15 protein-coding genes and 1 pseudogene are annotated in these 17,546 nt (G+C 36.1%); 4 read left to right on the plus strand and 12 right to left on the minus strand.

The window, feature by feature from the left end; genetic code table 11:
* Positions 1–173: 173 nt before the first annotated feature.
* The 7 genes from LMF32_RS01195 to LMF32_RS01225 all read right to left on the minus strand — a co-directional run bounded on the left by LMF32_RS01195 (position 174) and on the right by LMF32_RS01225 (position 8,332).
* The gene (locus tag LMF32_RS01195; protein WP_230523581.1) at positions 174–782 is read right to left on the minus strand and encodes a hypothetical protein; all 609 of its coding nucleotides are present in this window, start codon (positions 780–782) and stop codon (positions 174–176) included.
* 560 nt (positions 783–1,342) lie between these two features.
* The gene (locus tag LMF32_RS01200; RefSeq protein WP_230523582.1) at positions 1,343–1,843 is read right to left on the minus strand and encodes a signal peptidase I; all 501 of its coding nucleotides are present in this window, start codon (positions 1,841–1,843) and stop codon (positions 1,343–1,345) included.
* Between the two features lie 81 nt (positions 1,844–1,924).
* The gene (locus LMF32_RS01205; RefSeq protein ID WP_230523583.1) at positions 1,925–3,046 is read right to left on the minus strand and encodes a PfkB family carbohydrate kinase; all 1,122 of its coding nucleotides are present in this window, start codon (positions 3,044–3,046) and stop codon (positions 1,925–1,927) included.
* Positions 3,047–3,260: 214 nt separating this feature from the next.
* Positions 3,261–4,541: an ISL3 family transposase gene (locus LMF32_RS01210; RefSeq protein ID WP_230523584.1), complete on the minus strand. Its 1,281-nt coding sequence runs from the start codon at positions 4,539–4,541 to the stop codon at positions 3,261–3,263.
* Positions 4,542–4,721: 180 nt separating this feature from the next.
* Positions 4,722–5,390, minus strand: a complete 669-nt coding sequence (locus LMF32_RS01215; RefSeq protein ID WP_230523585.1) for a P-II family nitrogen regulator — start codon at positions 5,388–5,390, stop codon at positions 4,722–4,724.
* 3 nt (positions 5,391–5,393) lie between these two features.
* Entirely contained in the window at positions 5,394–6,872 is a 1,479-nt protein-coding gene (locus LMF32_RS01220) for a DUF1538 domain-containing protein (protein WP_177192465.1), read from the minus strand.
* A 182-nt stretch (positions 6,873–7,054) separates the two neighbouring features.
* Entirely contained in the window at positions 7,055–8,332 is a 1,278-nt protein-coding gene (locus LMF32_RS01225) for a mechanosensitive ion channel (RefSeq protein WP_188205227.1), read from the minus strand.
* 172 nt (positions 8,333–8,504) lie between these two features.
* Here LMF32_RS01225 and LMF32_RS01230 point away from each other — a divergent pair, with 172 nt between their 5' ends.
* Positions 8,505–9,845, plus strand: a complete 1,341-nt coding sequence (locus LMF32_RS01230; RefSeq protein ID WP_230523586.1) for an MATE family efflux transporter — start codon at positions 8,505–8,507, stop codon at positions 9,843–9,845.
* A gap of 44 nt (positions 9,846–9,889) precedes the next feature.
* Here LMF32_RS01230 and LMF32_RS01235 read toward each other — a convergent pair.
* Positions 9,890–10,006: pseudogene (locus LMF32_RS01235) on the minus strand (SEC-C metal-binding domain-containing protein); the annotation flags it as partial.
* Between the two features lie 1,238 nt (positions 10,007–11,244).
* On the opposite strand from LMF32_RS01235, the gene LMF32_RS01240 reads away from it, so the two are divergent.
* Positions 11,245–12,297: an IS30 family transposase gene (locus LMF32_RS01240; protein WP_138472062.1), complete on the plus strand. Its 1,053-nt coding sequence runs from the start codon at positions 11,245–11,247 to the stop codon at positions 12,295–12,297.
* A gap of 78 nt (positions 12,298–12,375) precedes the next feature.
* On the opposite strand, the gene LMF32_RS01245 is transcribed toward LMF32_RS01240, so the two are convergent.
* The gene (locus LMF32_RS01245; protein ID WP_230523587.1) at positions 12,376–12,792 is read right to left on the minus strand and encodes a hypothetical protein; all 417 of its coding nucleotides are present in this window, start codon (positions 12,790–12,792) and stop codon (positions 12,376–12,378) included.
* Between the two features lie 253 nt (positions 12,793–13,045).
* On the minus strand, positions 13,046–13,477 hold the full coding sequence (locus tag LMF32_RS01250; RefSeq protein WP_230523588.1) for a VOC family protein: 432 nt from the start codon (positions 13,475–13,477) through the stop codon (positions 13,046–13,048).
* Positions 13,478–13,712: 235 nt separating this feature from the next.
* Between LMF32_RS01250 and LMF32_RS01255 the strand changes: the two genes are divergently transcribed.
* Both LMF32_RS01255 and LMF32_RS01260 read left to right on the plus strand, forming a co-directional pair.
* Positions 13,713–14,753 (plus strand): hypothetical protein, encoded by a 1,041-nt coding sequence (locus LMF32_RS01255; RefSeq protein WP_230523589.1) that lies wholly within the window; start codon positions 13,713–13,715, stop codon positions 14,751–14,753.
* 26 nt (positions 14,754–14,779) lie between these two features.
* Entirely contained in the window at positions 14,780–15,457 is a 678-nt protein-coding gene (locus LMF32_RS01260; RefSeq protein ID WP_092479475.1) for a PspA/IM30 family protein, read from the plus strand.
* A 253-nt stretch (positions 15,458–15,710) separates the two neighbouring features.
* On the opposite strand, the gene LMF32_RS01265 is transcribed toward LMF32_RS01260, so the two are convergent.
* Together LMF32_RS01265 and LMF32_RS01270 are read right to left on the minus strand one after the other, a co-directional pair.
* Positions 15,711–15,977 carry a DUF503 domain-containing protein gene (locus LMF32_RS01265; protein WP_230523590.1) on the minus strand — a complete coding sequence of 89 codons (267 nt, stop codon included), beginning with the start codon at positions 15,975–15,977 and terminating at the stop codon, positions 15,711–15,713.
* Between the two features lie 32 nt (positions 15,978–16,009).
* Entirely contained in the window at positions 16,010–17,533 is a 1,524-nt protein-coding gene (locus LMF32_RS01270; protein ID WP_230523591.1) for a pyruvate kinase, read from the minus strand.
* Between the last annotated feature and the right edge of the window lie 13 nt (positions 17,534–17,546).

Consider the following 17,546-nt stretch of genomic DNA (forward strand, 5'->3'; position numbering starts at 1 on the left):
AAAGGGTATTTTATCAAATATAATTTTTTCTTTTAAATTTCAATACTATTCAGAATAGCTTTTGTACATCATTTTTAATTTTTGCTATAAGAACATTTGATTCACTTCGATATCTTTACAACAATGGAAAGCATAATTTAATCATTTTTTATTCGTAGTACGAGAGATTTAAACTACTCTTGAGTCAAATTAACTTCAATTCCTTTTTCAAGCAAATCCAGCATTTTCTCATCATCATTTAAAACATTAGTCCCATTATCATTAAATTTGGCTACATTTTCGCTGTTACTGTCAACAGTAACTGTTAAATTAACTTTTACTGATTCATAACCTTTCATGTCATAAACATTACTGTCAGCTTCTGTTATTGTTTCTAAAGAAATTTTATCGACTTTTTTATCATTTACTTCAATAACATCTAATGAAACATTGAATGGTCCTTTGTCAGCGTTAGATAAATTTTGAGAAAATTTAAAAGTAGTGTTTAATGAACTCTTATTTTTAAAAATGAATGTTTTTGTAAATGAGTCCCCTGGTTTTACATTAGACACATAGGTTTTTTTTTCTGCGCCTGTACCTTTTTCATCTATCTTCAATTGAGTTTTGTCACTATAAACCCATTCTTCGCTGCCACCTTCTACATCTATATTTCCCAGAGTAAGTTTAATCCCTGCATCTTCACTCGTTGAATCTGAGAAATAAGCACGAGTTCCATAGGCAGCAACGCTAAGCAATAGTACTAAACCGACAATCAATGGATAATATTTTTTAATTTTTTTCATTTTTAATCATTCCTCCGTTTGGTATAGTTCTTTTCTCTTTCCATTTCTCAATATAGCCTTCTGATTTTTCTAAGTCAAAAAATAATTTAATATTCATGTTATTTAATACTAATTCGAAAGATAATATTATGTTTAAATATTTATTAAAATACACAATGTTATATGAATGCTTTGAGTTTCAAAATGCTTTTATATCAAAAGATATTCATCATCGAATACTATTTGAATAGTTTTATCAAAAAATAGCAAACATTTGTCCTTTAGTTTTATTCAAATTAGGGATTATTATTCATTTTTCATTAATGACAAATGCTTTGAATTCAAAGTATTTTACCCGCAAATTAAATAACCGGTATATTTTTATTCGTTTGATTACATGATTTATTTTTTCTCGTTTAACTGAATTTTATTTTTTAAATTTTTTCTATTTAATTTATGCAATTTTCCACCACAAAAAAGAAACAAAAGCTGGAATAAGTTTCTATTCAAGCTTTTGCTTCTTTTTTGTATATTTTTTAATTGTGAACAAATTATGACAATTCAAATAAAATTAACAGGTATTATGTTTTTTGCTTATCTTTTTTCGCTACATCAATATAAGCAAGAATGTAATAGCTTCCCAATAATACAACCAACCCACCTAGAACTAAAGGTTGCTGCGTTGCAACTACGACATAACCAAAATAAGGAACAATCAAAGCCAACTCTCCAATATAATTATCCGCTGTCACTTCGGCTTGATCAGGAATGTTGTTGGCATCTCCTTGAGTGACCAACCCTTCATCTTTAACCTCTATCGCTCTATGGGTCACGATTTCTTCACCACTAACAAATGTAACAATGTCTTTTGTTTTAATATTTCCAAAAGGAGTCGTTTTGACAAAAATAAAATCGCCGGTCGAAAAAGCAGGCTCCATACTTCCACTCACAACCGTATACCCTTTGTAACCAAATAACCCTTCATCATCCGGACCTGAGAAAAAACTGATTGCTGCTGTTACTGCAAAAAGGATGATTGCAATTACTAATAAGGCGTTTCCAACATATTTGATATACTTCACCGTTTTTTCCTCACATTCGTTTTCTGTTGCTTCAAAGATAACACAGGTTGAACGATTGAGCTAGCACAAATGTAAGCGAAATTAAAATTTCATTTCCGTTATAGGGGTTGTGGTTTCTTCTACTTCTTTTTGTAGCTTGTCATTTGTTAAATCAGGTCGGACGATTTCCAAACAATCTAATGTTTTAAAAGCATTTACTACACCTGCCAAAACAGGATCTTCGCAAAAATCAAGATGAAATTCAGCATAAAGCATTCCGGAAATCATCGCTTCGTTTTGTCCCCAATCGTATTGTTTGTTATAAGGACGGGGGTTTTCAAATATCCTCATACGATTTTTATTTCCGTATATGATTTTTTCACTATCTTTAGAAATGATGATTTCTTTGAATCCTCTATTTAAGAATAACAAAACCATTTCCTTCAAATCAGCATTTGTTTGAACTGGTCGTTTAAATGCTGTCTCTAATTCATTGTGCTTAGTGACTAAGGTAGCTCCATCCAAACGATGAGGCAAATTCCCCATTTGCTGTGCCGAAACTGTCATTAAAACTAATTTGATATTGTATCGTTTCGTAAATGCTAACAGAAATTCAATAGTCTCTTTTGGACAGTTTGTATCGACAACAATGCATTTCGCACGTTGAATAACATTTAAGTATTTATTGATCAATTTTGGAGTAAGACATTCGTATATAGACATATCAGCTAAACCAACCAACAATTCCTGCTCTTTATTGATGATCTCGATAAAGTTCCCAGTCGACTTTTCTTCTAATACTGAAACACTTGTTAAATCAATAAAATGTTTTGAATGGTTCTTGATTCTTTTCCAATCATCATCATTACCAACCACTGAAATCAATTCTACATGTTCACTTAATCGCCCTAAATTTTCCGCTGTGTTTCGTGCGACTCCTCCCAAAGAAGAAGCTGCTTTTATATTATGAGAAGTTTTCCCAACTAGATCATCTTGGACAATATGTCGATTATCTATATTAGCTGCACCGATACATACAATAGGACGTTCTTTATTTACAATATAGGCTTTTCCTAACAGATAACCTTTTCTAACTAAGTTTGAAATGATATTTGCGACTGCAGACCGGGATAACTCTACTGCGTCCGCAAGATCTTGCTGTGATACGTAGGGATCTTGCCGAATCACATCTAAAACTTTTCGCTCATTTTTATTTAAAGCCATTTGACTTCCTCCCAATCCAACATTTATCTGTTTAACATAGTTTCTTTTATCTAATTTTAAGGAAGCCCTTACAAAAAGTCAAAACAAAAAAACAATAGTTCTGAATAGTTTCTTTGTAAAGGCTCTTTGTCAAATAGTGTTGGTAAGAAAAATAATTCAATAAAATAAAGAACCCAATAGGGTCTTCAGACGAATTCGTTTGAAGACTCTATTTTTAGTTTTGGATAGTATTGCAGGACAAAAGAATACGCGTTTTAAACTTTGTAAAACGCCGAAACCCGAAGGCTATTCGTTTTAACACTTTGATTTTGTTGTTTGTGCCTTCTAACGGACCATTTGTAAAAGGATAAGAAAAAGTGTTTTTCACCTGGTGTTGATATTTCTTAAGGGTTCGTAAGCTGGTCTTCATATAAGAAGAGAGCCCTTTGGGCGCTGTATTTAAACAATCCATAAACAAGCTGTAGTCTTGCTGATCAAACGCATATAATAAGCGCTGATAAAACTCATAGGTCACTTGAAAGGTATCTCCTAAGGTCAATAAGTAATCGATGATGCCTCTTTGTGTTTTCAGTCCTTTGAATAGGCGTTGATAAGTGTAATTAAAAGCCTCGAGATTCTCCTCTTTTTTTAAGACAAGTGGCCAGTAATTTTTCAGCTTACGATAATGTTTCATCTCTTCAGAATCAGATGTCCGGTAAGAGTTCATTAAAGCTACTCTTGTTTGATTCATGGAACGGCTGATGAGCTGAACCAAATGAAACGGATCAATAATGATTTTTGCCTTGGGAAAGAGTTCGTTGATTAATGTGAAATAAGGTGTATTCATATCAATGACAATGGTTTTGACATTCAACCGTGCGCTATAGGTGTATCTGCCAAAATGCATCCGTAAGGTTGCCAGTTTTCGATCAGGAAGCACATCGATGACTTGGTGCGTTTTAGAGTCCATATAAATAAAACTTAATGCTTTTGAGACCGATTTAAACTCGTCAAAACAAAGGTGTTCAGGAAGCCATTCCGGATTTAGTTTATATTGTTCTCCTAATAAGGTTAACATTCTAGACGTCGTTGATACGCTGACATGGTGCCTTTTGGCTAAATCTTTTTCAGAGATTTTATCTGCTGCTTCGATCGCAATGGACTGTTTCGTTTGTGTTGAAATAAAACAATGACGAGCTACTTCTTTTGTTTCTGCAGAAAAGGTAGAAGTACATGCCTTACAGAAAAAACGTTGTTTTTTCAAAAATAAATAGGTCGGGTAATGAGTGGTACTATTCAAGGTAATGCGCGATTCTTTATAACCGTGTTTGATAATGGAGTACCCATTTTTCTTCATACCGCAGTTAGGACACCGATCAGGTGTGTAAGTTAATTTAGCGTAATAAGCTTTAGCGGTCTTTCCTTTAATGATGGTATCTTTACAAAAATCTTTTTCAAATTGAATATTTAAATCTTTTAAATTCAGTGAAGTTCTTATAGAATGAGAGTAAGACATGTGGGATTCTCCTTTAGGATGTTTGTGTGGTAACTTCATTCTAGCGAAAATTTCCACATGTCTCTATTTTTTTGCCAAAAAAGAGTGCTAGTGAATTTTCTTCACCAACACTAAAAATTATAGAACCTTTGTAAACAATTCAGAACTATTGTTTTTTATACCATTAAGTAAAAAAATGAATTAAAATAATCCTTTAGTGTTTTTTACATCAATAGTAAAAATGATACCATTACCAGGTTTTTCAATTTCAGTAGCATGACTGATAGAAGCCACGATTGGATCTACTTTATCTTTGTCTGACAAAATCAACACGATTTCTTTTTCAGGTTCGATATCCATTCCGAACAATCGACTGGTCTCATTTACTCCTGAACCACGTGCACTGATGATGGTTCCTCCTTGAGAACCGGCTTCTACAGCTGCGTCGATAACGTCTTCCGCTTTTCCGCGTTCCACAATAACAAAAATGGCTTGGTGCATTACACTGTCATCCTCTCCGATTTGAGCATTTTGATCATAAGTACTGTTTCGTCTTCCAAGAACATTCAACAGTGAGATTGAAAAAGCTATTCCATGATTTGGGCGATCGAGTTTTAATTTTTCTGAAAGAACTTTCAAAATAGCATCACTTTGATCATCGTTAGTAATCATTAGAACAATTTCTTTTCGAATATTGTCTAAACCAAACATTTTTAACCGGGAGTTGTTAATGGTACCCGAACCATAAAAAACCGTTCCCCCACTGCTGCCATTCTTCTTAGCAATTCGGATGACTTCACTTCCCATACCGTCATTGACAATAAGGCAGAGCAGATCGGTATTTACTTTTACTGACTGATTTTCTGTCATAGATTAACGATCCTCCCTTTTTGATTTCAATTTAAAGATCAATCCCAGCAATTGCAATGTAATGATCGGCATCATAGCAACCATAGCAATCATCCCAAATCCATCACGGATCACGTCGGCTCCTTCTATTGACTGAGCAGCACCTTGCACAAAGGCTAAAATAAAAGTGGCTGTCATTGGACCTGAGGCAACACCACCGGCATCAAATGCCATTCCAATAAACATTTTAGGCACAATATACATCAGCCCTACTGCTATAATATATCCTGGCAACAAATAATGCCACAGCTCTAAACCAGGAACCATAATTCGGATAACCGATAATAATACGGCTAGCCCAACTCCAAGAGATAATGCTCCCAAAACAGCTTTTCTCTTAACATAACCGTTGGTAACTTGTTCTATTTGATGAGTCAAAACATATACAGCCGGTTCAGCCAAAATCGTTACCAATCCTAGCACAAAAGCAATAACTAATAGATAAATGGACATTTCCATTCCTGCTAGACGGTATCCGACCACACTCCCCACATTCATGAAACCAGCATTAACTCCCACTAAGAAGATGACCAATCCTACAAATACGTATACAATTCCTTTCAGTACTCTTCTTAACGGTCGCTTGTTCAAGCGTAAAGAAAAGAAATTATAGCCTAAGAAAACTAATACTATAGGGAGCAAAGCAATAAAGATTTCTTGTGAAATAATCGGTAATTCATGAATAAAAGGTTCTAAAACCGTTCCAGACGGATTCAAATCAACTGGCAATTCTCCGGTCAATTCATTTTGTCCAGTAATGATATTTAAAAACATCACTGCTATAATAGCTCCCGATGAAGAAATAGCTACTAAACCAAAACTATCTTTTTCTGAAGCTTTTCCATTTTTTTTCAACGAGGATATCCCAGATGATAAAGACAACATAAAAGGCACCGTAAGTGCACCAGTTGTTGCACCCGAAGCATCAAACGAAATGGCTAAAAATTCACTTGAAGTAAAAAGAGACAAAACTAAGATAAAAAGATAAACGCCTGTTAATAATTTAAATAACGGTACGTTATAGACAATCCGTAAAATACCGATCGTCATCATTACGGCTATTCCAATAGAAACAGATACTAGAATAGTAGAACTAGGAACCACGCCGCCGGTAACAGTGTTGATCTGATTGGCTAATATATGCAAATCAGGTTCTGCAATCGAAATAAAAAAACCTAGAAATAATCCAGCTACTATAACGACCCAGACTTTATTGCTTCGCGTAACTCCCTTACCAAGATAGTTTCCTATTGGAGTGATTCCAATGTCGGTTCCTAAAAGGAAAATAGCTAATCCAAGAACGATCAATCCAGCTCCAAGCAAAAAACGCATCAATATCGTTCCTTCTAAAGGTACAATCGTGAAGTTTAGCAACAACACCATAGCTACGATTGGCATCACTGACACTAACACTTCTTTAAGTTTATCTGTTAATGGGTTCAAATAACATCCACTTCCTTTCCTATAAAGTTGTATAGTACAAACAATCTATCTAGTATTGTACCATACCTGAAAGTATAAATAAAATGGAATACCTGTATGTACTTGCTTTGTGAATCTACTTTAAATCTTCCATATAAAAAGAAGTCTGGCTCAAGAGCCAGACTTCTTTGTTTTATTTTTGATTACATTGTTGGAGGAGTAAAGTCGTTTGAAGAATCAGATGTTTTGTTTGATTCTTTTTCTACTTTATTTCCTGCTTTTTCAAGAGTACGTTTTGCAACATCGCGTCCACCGATACCAAAAGCAATAGCAAAGGCAACTGCAATACCACCCATGATAAACATGAATGCAGTATTAACAATGTTTGTCGCAAACTGTAATTGATCTAAAGCCATGAAGATTGAGAAAATGATTAAGATGTATTTCACTGCTTCTCCAAAGAATTCACTCTTCGTAGACGTTGAGATGAAGTTTCCTAACAACGTTCCTCCGATGATTCCAAGTCCAAGAATAACTAATGCACTAATAACTAGCGGCAAGTAAGCAATGATCGCTCCGCCAATCGTATTCAGAACTTCTAAGTTCAAAACATTCAATGCTTCTACTAAGAAGAAAATACCAATGACTACTGAAACCACTTGTCCAGTCAACTTAGCTAAATCTAAGTTCATTTTACCATTTGTATTCAAGTATTTTGTTAAGCTGTTCATTCCTGTTCCGCGTAACAAATCAGCCAATAATTGACCAATGAATTTAGCAAGGAAAATACCGATACCTAATAAAATCACTGCAACTAAGATATTAGGAATAGCTGCAAGAATAGAATTTAACACACCAATTACTGGTCTAGAGATGCTTTCAATACCTAACACATCAAGAGCAGCTGTAGCAATTGGAATCAAAATCACTACAAATACTAAGTTTGCCAATACTTTGGCTAACGTATTTTTTTGAGATGCTGTTGGTGTAGCATCTGGTGTGTCTGATGATCCGCTTAATTTAGACATCCACTTATCTAAGTTAAGAGATAAAGCTAAGTTGTAAACAAGGTTTTTAGCAAACTTCGCTACAAAGTAACCAATTACCAAAATAAAGATAGCTCCAATTAACGTTGGAATGAAGCTTAGTGCAGTGTCAAACATATTTGAAATAGGTTGAGCTACTGCTGTTAAACCTAACATACCTAGAATCGCTGGTAAGAATAATAACCATACAAGATAGTACAAAACATTCCCAATTGATTCTACAGTAGTATTAGCTTGCTCTTCATTTTGAGCTACTCCCCACTTAACCAGGTGTCTATTAAAACCGGCCATTTTAAGACCTTGCTTGACCCCTTTTCTAATTAGTACTGCTAAAACCCATGCCACTAGGACTAAAGCAATTGCGCCTAATAACGTAGGCAAGAAATCAACAAACGAGTTGAATCCTGAACTAATCGTATTCGATACATTGTCCATATCTATCTCTCCTCTTTTGTAATATTTTGTACACATCTTAGTATAGCCTACCCTTTCAAAAATTTGAAATAATATGCCTTATCTAAAAAACGGGGCTTTCGGATTGAATTGACAAGATTGTTTAACACTGCTATTTTTAATAGACATATATTATAGAAAAGAAGGTCAAAAAATGAAGACAGAAAATCGGTTAGGCACTGAGAAAATCCCTAGACTATTGATGGAATTTTCTATACCCGCTATCATTGGAATGATGGTAAACGGCATTTATAACATAGTGGATAGAATCTTTATCGGGAATGCACCTGATCTCGGTTCATTAGGATTAGCTGCAGTATCCATTACTTACCCTGTTACTTTAGTCTTATTAGCTTTTTCTCTTATGGTGGCCGTTGGAGGATCTACCATTTTTTCCATCAGTTTAGGGAAAAATGAAGAACACAAAGCGCAACATTTCTTAGGCAACGCAGTGGCTATAGCTATTATTTTAGGTACTATTTTCATGATTTTTGGAAATCTGTTTATCGAGCCTCTCCTTTCTTTTTTAGGAGCCAGTCCAGATGTCTTGCCTTATGCTGAAGATTATTTGAGAATTATTTTGTTTGGAGCGGTTTTCCAATCAGTGGCTATAACTTTGAATAATTTCGCTCGAGCAGATGGCAGTCCGCGTATTTCCATGATCAGTATGCTGATTGGAGCAGGATTCAACATTGTTTTTGATTACATCTTTATTGTTCAACTCGGCTGGGGAATGGCTGGGGCAGCTTATGCTACTATTGGCGGTCAGTTTCTTTCAATGTTATGGCAATTGAATTATTTTTTAAGGGGCAGAAGCAATGTGTCCTTGAAATTAAAAAATATGCTGCCTCAAAAAATCTATGTCACAGCTATTTTATCCATTGGTATTCCGGCTTTTATGCTTCAAATCGCTAATAGTATTTTGAATATCATTCTAAATACTACTTTGGTGAGTTACGGTGGAGACGTCGCCGTGTCCGTAGCAGGAATCATTACCAGTGCAGTAACGTTGATCGTTATGTTCGTTTCAGGATTGATTCAAGGGATGCAGCCGATCACCAGCTTTAATTATGGTGCGAAAAAAGGGGATCGCGTGAAAGAAGTCTTGAAATGGGGAACGATCATCGGAGGAGTGATTACTACTATTGGTTTCTTAGTGATCCAGCTATTCCCTGAAGCAGTAGTTATGTTGTTCAACCAAGAACCTGATGTTGTCGAATTAGGTGTTCCTGCTATTCGAATTTGGGTATTGGGTTTCCCTCTGGTTGGTATACAAATCGTTTGGGCTAATTACTTCCAAGCTATTGGTGAAATACGTCTGGCCAGCTTTTTGAATCTGATGAGACAAATTATTGTACTGATTCCATTGATTTTTATTTTCTCCCGTTTATTTGGATTATACGGAATTTATTTTGCAGTTCCTACAGCGGACTTGATTACATTTGGTATCACTAGCTATTTCTTTAGAAATCAATTCAAAAAAGATCGGATGTAAAAAAATAAGCTCCACAAGAGTCGACTCTTGTGGAGCTTATTTTTTTATTTACCGTGACACTTTTTGTATTTTTTACCGCTGCCGCATGGGCAAGGTTCATTTCTTCCAACTTTGTGAGCAGTCACTGGCTGTTGTTTGCCTAGTTTTACATTCGCAGATTTCACCAATTGACTAGATGCTAATTCTTGAACAGTAAAGCCGTGATTATGCCAAGTTCTAGCGTGTTCTCTTAATTCTTTGAACAATTCGACAAACTTGGTCACTTCTTCTTTATTTTCAAAAGTAAAGTCTTGTTTCGTAATACTCTGGTAAAGTTTTTCACCAGATTTCCCGATTACTGCGCCTTCTGCGATAGTGTACAGCACGCGATTTTTCTTTACTTCATCTAATTCTTTTCCAAAAATATATTGTTTCATATTTAAGTACTGTAGTGAATTTGTATCGATCCAATAATTTTCGTAATAGTCGACATCTTCTTTTGTCGGCATATAGTAGTCTACATGAAGAATACGTTTCAAGCCTTCTTTGTCGATTTCTTCTGCCTCGAATAAAACCGACGTCACTAAATTTTCCTCGAAGGTAAATTGAACATCCCAATCAGCTAAACGAGCAATCACTGCGCTGGCTGTTTCTTCCGTAATCGCCTCAGCATGATGTTCATTCCATACTTTGACATATTGTTCTACAGAATAAATACCATATAAATGAATGAGAGCTGTTAAGTATTTAGAAAATTCTAGGTTTTCAGCCGTTGCTTGCTGGAACTCTTCATTTTCGGCCAGCTCTTTTACAACTTCTTTTACTTCATCTGCTAAAAACGGATGGAATTTGCCGTCTTCTTCTTCTACATATAAATAACCGTGTTCAGCTAAAGTTGCTAACGGTTTAGCATCTAAAAAGTCAAAAATAGTTTCACTGTCTTTAAAGTTCATGACTTTCTTCAGTGTTTCTTGACTATTGCTGTCCATATAACTCAATAAACCTGGAAGGTTTTGCAATAATGGTTCTTTCATATTTTCAGCCATTTTAGTTTTTGTATGGCTTTTATAAACTTTGATTTCGTGTTTTTCTGCAATACTCATCATTACATCTTTTGTATTTGATTGCAGTAAATTGACTAATCCAGTTTGTGATGGGCTAGTTATAGACTCTGTATTATTCATTAAAAATTACTCCTGACATTTTTATCTCTTCATCTAGTCTATCTTATTATTTGCTATAATAGCAACCTTTTTCAGTAAACTTCTTCGTTTTCAAGATATATTTTTTGTTTTGAAAGAATATTTTTCGCTGGTGTGTTGTAAAATGAATTGCAACACTCAGTAATTTCTGAAAATACAAAAAGACATGAAGATTCGTTATACTTAAATCACCACAAAATAAGCAAAGGAGAATCTTCATGTCCACAGGTAATTATAACACAAATCAGACTCGATCATTTACTCATTTAGATTTTAAAGAAAGACAGCTGATAGAAAAATGGTTAAATGAAGATGTTAATAAAGCAGAGATAGGCAGACGCCTTGGGCGTAACCGTTCCACAATTCATAGAGAAATCAATCGAGGAAAAGTAGAACAAATCAAACAGATCAATGGCTATAATAAGAAAGTCACTGTGTACTATTCAGATTCCGGGCAATCTATTTATGAAAAACGACGAGCAAAGAGTGTCCGCAAAAAGATTGTTTCTTTCTCGAGCGCTTTCTTCTCTGCGCTGGAAGATGCCTTCACAAAAGGGTGGTTTAAAGGGAAACAGCGTCTCTACAACATAAAGACATTCATAGCTCTTTATAGAAAAAAGCATCCTGTAGAGAATATACCAACGTTTAAAACCGTCTATTCTTATATACGTCAAGGTCTTTTGTCTATCAAACCACATGACTTACCTGTCATGTATCGTCTGAAACCAAGAAAAAACCAACATAGTAACCCTAAGGGTAAAAACAAAAGAATCCTAGGTACCAGTATCACCGATCGTCCAGAGGACGTATTATCAAGAGAAACATTTGGACACTGGGAAGCTGATCTGGTTAAAGGGAAGAAAACGAAAAATGAACCGGCAATCATTACCTTGGTGGAGAGAAAAACACGCTATGCCATTACTAAGAAAATCAGCGACTATAAAAGTCAAACGGTTAAAAATGCCTTTGAAGAGATTCTAGCAGATAACCCTAACCTATTTGCTTCAATAACTTTTGATAATGGTTCTGAATTCTCCTTAATGTCTGAACTCAATACAGACGTATATTTTTGTCATGCCTACGCATCTTGGGAACGGGGCTCAAACGAAAACTTCAATAAACTGTTGAGGGAATTCATCCCTAAAGGGAAATCCATCCATCTTTTTTCAGAAATGGATATCGATCAAGCCGCTCAGGCAATCAATAAAAGGATTAGAGAAGTGATAGGGCTACGTTCATCAGAAGAGTATTTTCAACAATGCAGTATTTAAAATTTTTCTTCCCCTAGGGGAAGAAGTAAAGAGATTTAAGTTCATCGAATCATGTAACAGAAAGTGTTGCATTTAACTTTACAACTCAAGAATATTTTTCGCTTTTAATAATTGGATAACGTTTTCTTTATTAAGTTGTGATTTATAGTACCGATTCCAAACAGAAATTAAATGATTGATATTTATAAAACCGTATATCCTTTTCATCATATTTGCATGTTGATAAAACACAACAAATCTGTCTAGTTCTTCTGTTAAAGGATTGTTGGTTGTTTTTTGCATTACGTACTTCAGTTCAGCTGGTATGTTCACTTTTAATTGTCCTTTAACTAAGTAGACGAACAGAAATCCTTTTTCAATCCAATGACGAATGTCCTGCAGTTTTACATTTTCCGTACTCTCGATGTCCAGCCATTGCTCTTTTTCTATAGAAGGTGTCTTTTCCCACTCCTCTTGAAACTGTTCGTTTACTACCGACAGCAGCAACTCCATCATTTTTACTTTTGTATACCTTTTTAAGATCTATTCCATAATAGGCAGCTACTTCTAGAAGGTGCTCTTGTTTATAACTTAAGAGACTCTCTTCTAATGATTCTTTTTAGCTTCCTTTAATGACCCATAAATCTATTTTGGAATGCATTCTACCCCCGACTTTCTTTCCATAATACTTCTATTTTACATCATATTTTACTTTTCGTAAAATGCCTATAAAAAGAGAGCTCGACTAAGTCTTGCTCTCTTCGTAACTTTATATGATCGTATAGTCCGTATTATCAAACTGGTTGAATTCCATGAAACTGATTTCCCATAAATGACCGTCTATATCTTTGATCCGTTTGAAGTACATCATTTCTTCTTCTCCAGGGATCGATTTGTCTTCTCCGCCAGCTTCTAGCGCTTTATTGAATATCGTATCTACTTCTTCTTTGGAAGATACATTGAATGCCAAAATACATTCATTTTCTTTACTTGTATCTGCAATGCCCAAGTGAGTGAAACTGCTGAAAAAGTCTTCTTCTAACAACATAGCGTACATATTGGTTCCTAAAACCATACAAGCGGCTTTTTCGTCTGTAAACCGTTCATCAAATTCAAACCCTATTTTCTTAAAGAAATCCATTGAAACTTCTAAATCTTTCACCGGTAAGTTAACAAATATTTGTTCTATTTTCAAAACCATTTTCCTCACCTCTTTTCTTTCCAATAAGTATAGTTGTTTTTATAGTTCTCCCATTAGCCGTTTATTTTTCAAGTAAAGTATACTCTTTCTAATCTAAGAGTTCGAAAATTACGTCGCCTTCACCCGTCTTTTTATTGATTCCATTTTTGACGACCCGCTTATAAATTGACAGCGTTTCACCTACTATGCTAGATTTAGGGCAATAGTAAATGATGGATGAGGGAGTGACACGCATATGGCTAGAGGTGGCGGAAGTCGTGGAGGAGGAGGATCTTTCGGAGGAAGCAGAGGCGGAGCCGGTCGAAGCGGCGGCGGTGGTTTTGGCGGCAATCGAGGCGGAGGTTTCGGTGGTTTTGGAGGTTCTTCTAGAGGAAGAGGAGGAGGATACAATCGTCCTTCCAGACCTGTTTTTATTCCGACTAGACCGTTTTATGGTTCTAGGCCTCGTGGAGGTCGTTATTACGGAACCGGTGGAGGTGGCGGCGGAAATGGGTGTGGAGGCACCGGCTGCAGTTCAATTATTATCATTTTATTGGTTATGGGTGCAATTCTCTATTTCTTTTCAGGTGGATTCTCCGGTTCTAGTTCGGGTTCATCATCAATTACTCGTTCAACTATCGAGCGAGAAGCTTTACCTGAAGGTTCAGTCAATGAGACAGCCTATTTCACCGATCAAACACAAGCTGGCTGGATCGGCAATCAAACAACTATGATTGATGGGTTACGACATTTTTACAACGAAACAGGCGTGCAGCCTCACGTATACATTACAGACAATATCAATGGTTCTACTGCCCCTTCTAGTGCTGAACTTGAAGAGTTTTCGAACAACTTATATGATGAATTATTTACAGATGAGGCTCATCTGTTGCTCGTGTTCTTTGCTCCAGATAATAATTCTTATATGGACTATTATGTGACAGGAACTCAAGCTAAAAGTGTGATCGACGCAGAAGCCGGAGACATTTTACTGGATTATATCGACCGGAATTATTACGATAATAGTCTAAGTAACGAAGAATTCTTCAGCAGATCCTTTAGAGATGCTGCAGATCGCATTATGACAGTGACCCGTTCTCCATGGATTCCTGTTCTGATCGTTCTAGGAGTACTGGCTGTACTTTTCTTACTGTATACTTGGTGGAAACGAAGACAACAACAAAAAGATTTGGAAGCAAAACGTACCGAAGAAATGCTCAGCAAACCTTTGGATACTTTTGGAGACTCTGCAGCTGAAAAGCTCGCAAAAAAATATGAGGACAGCAATAAAAAATAAAAACAGTTTATTAGGAGGAATGCAATATGGCAATATTAAGTCGTTTTCAAGATATCATCAGTGCAAACATCAATGCGGTTATCGATAGAATGGAAGATCCAGAAAAAATGATCGACCAATACCTCCGTGATATGATGGAAGATTTGGCAGAAGTAAAACAAAACACTGCTGGAGTTATGGCAGAAGAAACGAAATCTAAACGTTTAGTTGATGAAAATGAAGCTGAAGTAATGAAATACACCAACTTCGCAAAAAAAGCTATCGAAGCTGGAAATGACGATGACGCTCGTGTCTTCTTGGCTAAAAAACAAGAATTGGAAGACATAGGAACTGGCTTAGCGAATTCTTACGCAAAAGCACATGAAAATGCGACTAAGATGCGCCAGATGCATGATAAACTAGCCTCTGATATTGAGAAGTTAAGAGGCCGCCGTTCAATGATCAAAGCACAATTATCTGTTGCTGACACACAAGAGAAACTGAATGAAGTCAGCGAATCTATTGGAAAAACAGACGGCGCAATGAGTGCTTTCCAACGTATGGAAGAAAAAGCTACTCGCAAATTGGATGAAGCTAATGCTATGGCAGATTTAAATGCTCAACCAGAAGACCCAGCTAAGAGTTTGGAAGAAAAATACTCTTCTCAAGGTTCAGCAGCTGTTGAAGATGAATTGTCTCGCTTGAAAGAAGAACTTGGCAAATAAACATAATGTATATAAAAAGGCGCTTCCCTATTAAAGGGAGCGCCTTTTTATTGTAGTGTTCAGCTTCTAAACCATCTGTAAAGTGTCATTTTGTTCCATGAGCTGTTGGTTTGATTTGTTCATGACCGAAAATACCTTTACAACATCCATCAACCTTGATTTTTATTTCTTCACGGACGAATATACTTGTAAATCGTCCACGACACTTCTACCTTGGCTCTTGATGACCAAAAATCATTATCCCGAAGCCGTTCTACATTTCCATTCGTTCAATGTTATAAACTTCAATCGCATAAGTTTCTTCAATTTCGTTTAAAACCTTATCTAGTACGATGTGGCATTGTTGGTACTCATTCCCCACCACGCTGATTCCGATCACTCCTTGATTCAGCATATCTTGCTTATCCAGTTCTGCAATACTGATATTAAATTTGCGGTGCATCTTGTGGATAATACTTTTTATTACACTTCTTTTATCCTTTAAAGAATAAGCTTCATCGATTCGAAAGCTTAAGTTCATTCCGACAACAGCTATGGGGATCACCTCATTGATTATTCTTTTTCGATTTCTCTTTTTGCAATGTTCAGTGCTCTTAGTTTCGGTGTTTTCTTATATTCATGTTCATGCATTTGCTTGATGACTTCATCTAAGAAAGCTACACTTTCTGTTAAATATTCGCCTTTATTCAACATGACGCATTCTGAACGACTCCCTTGAGCAGCATCCGTGACTTCTGCTCGGGTTGGGATTCCTGTGGCCACCATATTTTCCAACACTTGCGTTCCCCATACTACAGGAACATCAGCTGCTTCACAGATCCACAAGATTTCTTGCTGCAACTCTGCTAATCTTAAGAACCCAGCTTCAACAGCCAAGTCTCCACGAGCAATCATGACAGAAAACGGATTTTGTCCGGCTGCAGCTACAATGATTTCCGGCAGTTTTCTCACCGCTTCAACGGTTTCGATTTTCGCCATCAAAGGAATCGTCTGAGCTTTTTTCTTCGGCATACGCTTCAGCAACTCTTGTTGGATTTCTTGAACATCGCCAGCATTTTTAACAAATGAAAACCCTATGATATCAGCATGGTCGCAGACAAAATCTAAATCGTTTTTATCCTTATCGGTAATAAATTCCATTTTCACTTCTGATGCAGGGAAATTCAAGCCTTTTTCAGCTTTTAATCGTACCCCTTTTTTAGAATCGACTTTTGTCGTCTCAACGATCGCACCTTCTTCTGTAACTTCTTTTATTACACCTTCTACTATCCCGTCATCGATTTTGATTGGGTCGCCTTGTTTTAAATGAGAGATGATTTCAGGAATGTTGCATCCAATCATCAATTCAATTCCGCTCATTTTTGGAGGTGTGTCAGATCCAGTCAGTAAAAACTGATTCCCCACTTTTACTCTCGGCTTTTTCAAACTAGTAAAGATCCAGCTGATTCTAGCTTTTGGTCCTGCAATATCCATCAATACCTGACATTTTTGATCAAGCTTTTTTTCACATTTTCGGATATTTTTGATAATAGCTTTCCATGTTTCAGGATCATCATGCGCACAATTCAAACGAGCTACATTCATTCCAGCCTTCATCAAATCTTCAATGAATTTACTGTCTTTAGCTGCTTGGCCAGGTATAGTAACCATGATACGCGTAAAGCGGTCTGCCGGTTTCTTCCCAAAAATAGTCGCAGTATTTTTTTCCAATTCTTTGCTGCTGGCAAGATAGTCGTCCATAGAAGGGTAGTCGACTTCCGCCACTTCTTTTTCTTTCCCTAAAATGGTTCCTAAACTTAAAATTACCGCATTCAAATTATCTAACACACGCGACTCCAGTCTTCCTAGTGAAGACAATCCCCATGGAGTCAAAGCTTCTTGAATTTTCCTAATATCGTGATTTCGCAAAGCCAAATAATAAGCCAGATTTTTAGCACTGGATTCTTGATTTTCTTCTTTTAAAAAAGGTAGCCACTTTTGGTATAACCTATCTCCTTCTTCAGTAACTTTTTTTCTTAAGGAAATCAATTTTTCATACAACTTTTCTGGATTGCTTAGATAACTATTTTTTACCACTGATAATCCTCCT

The sequence above is a fragment of the Desemzia sp. C1 genome, assembly GCF_020882875.1.
Lineage (GTDB): Bacteria > Bacillota > Bacilli > Lactobacillales > Carnobacteriaceae > Desemzia > Desemzia incerta.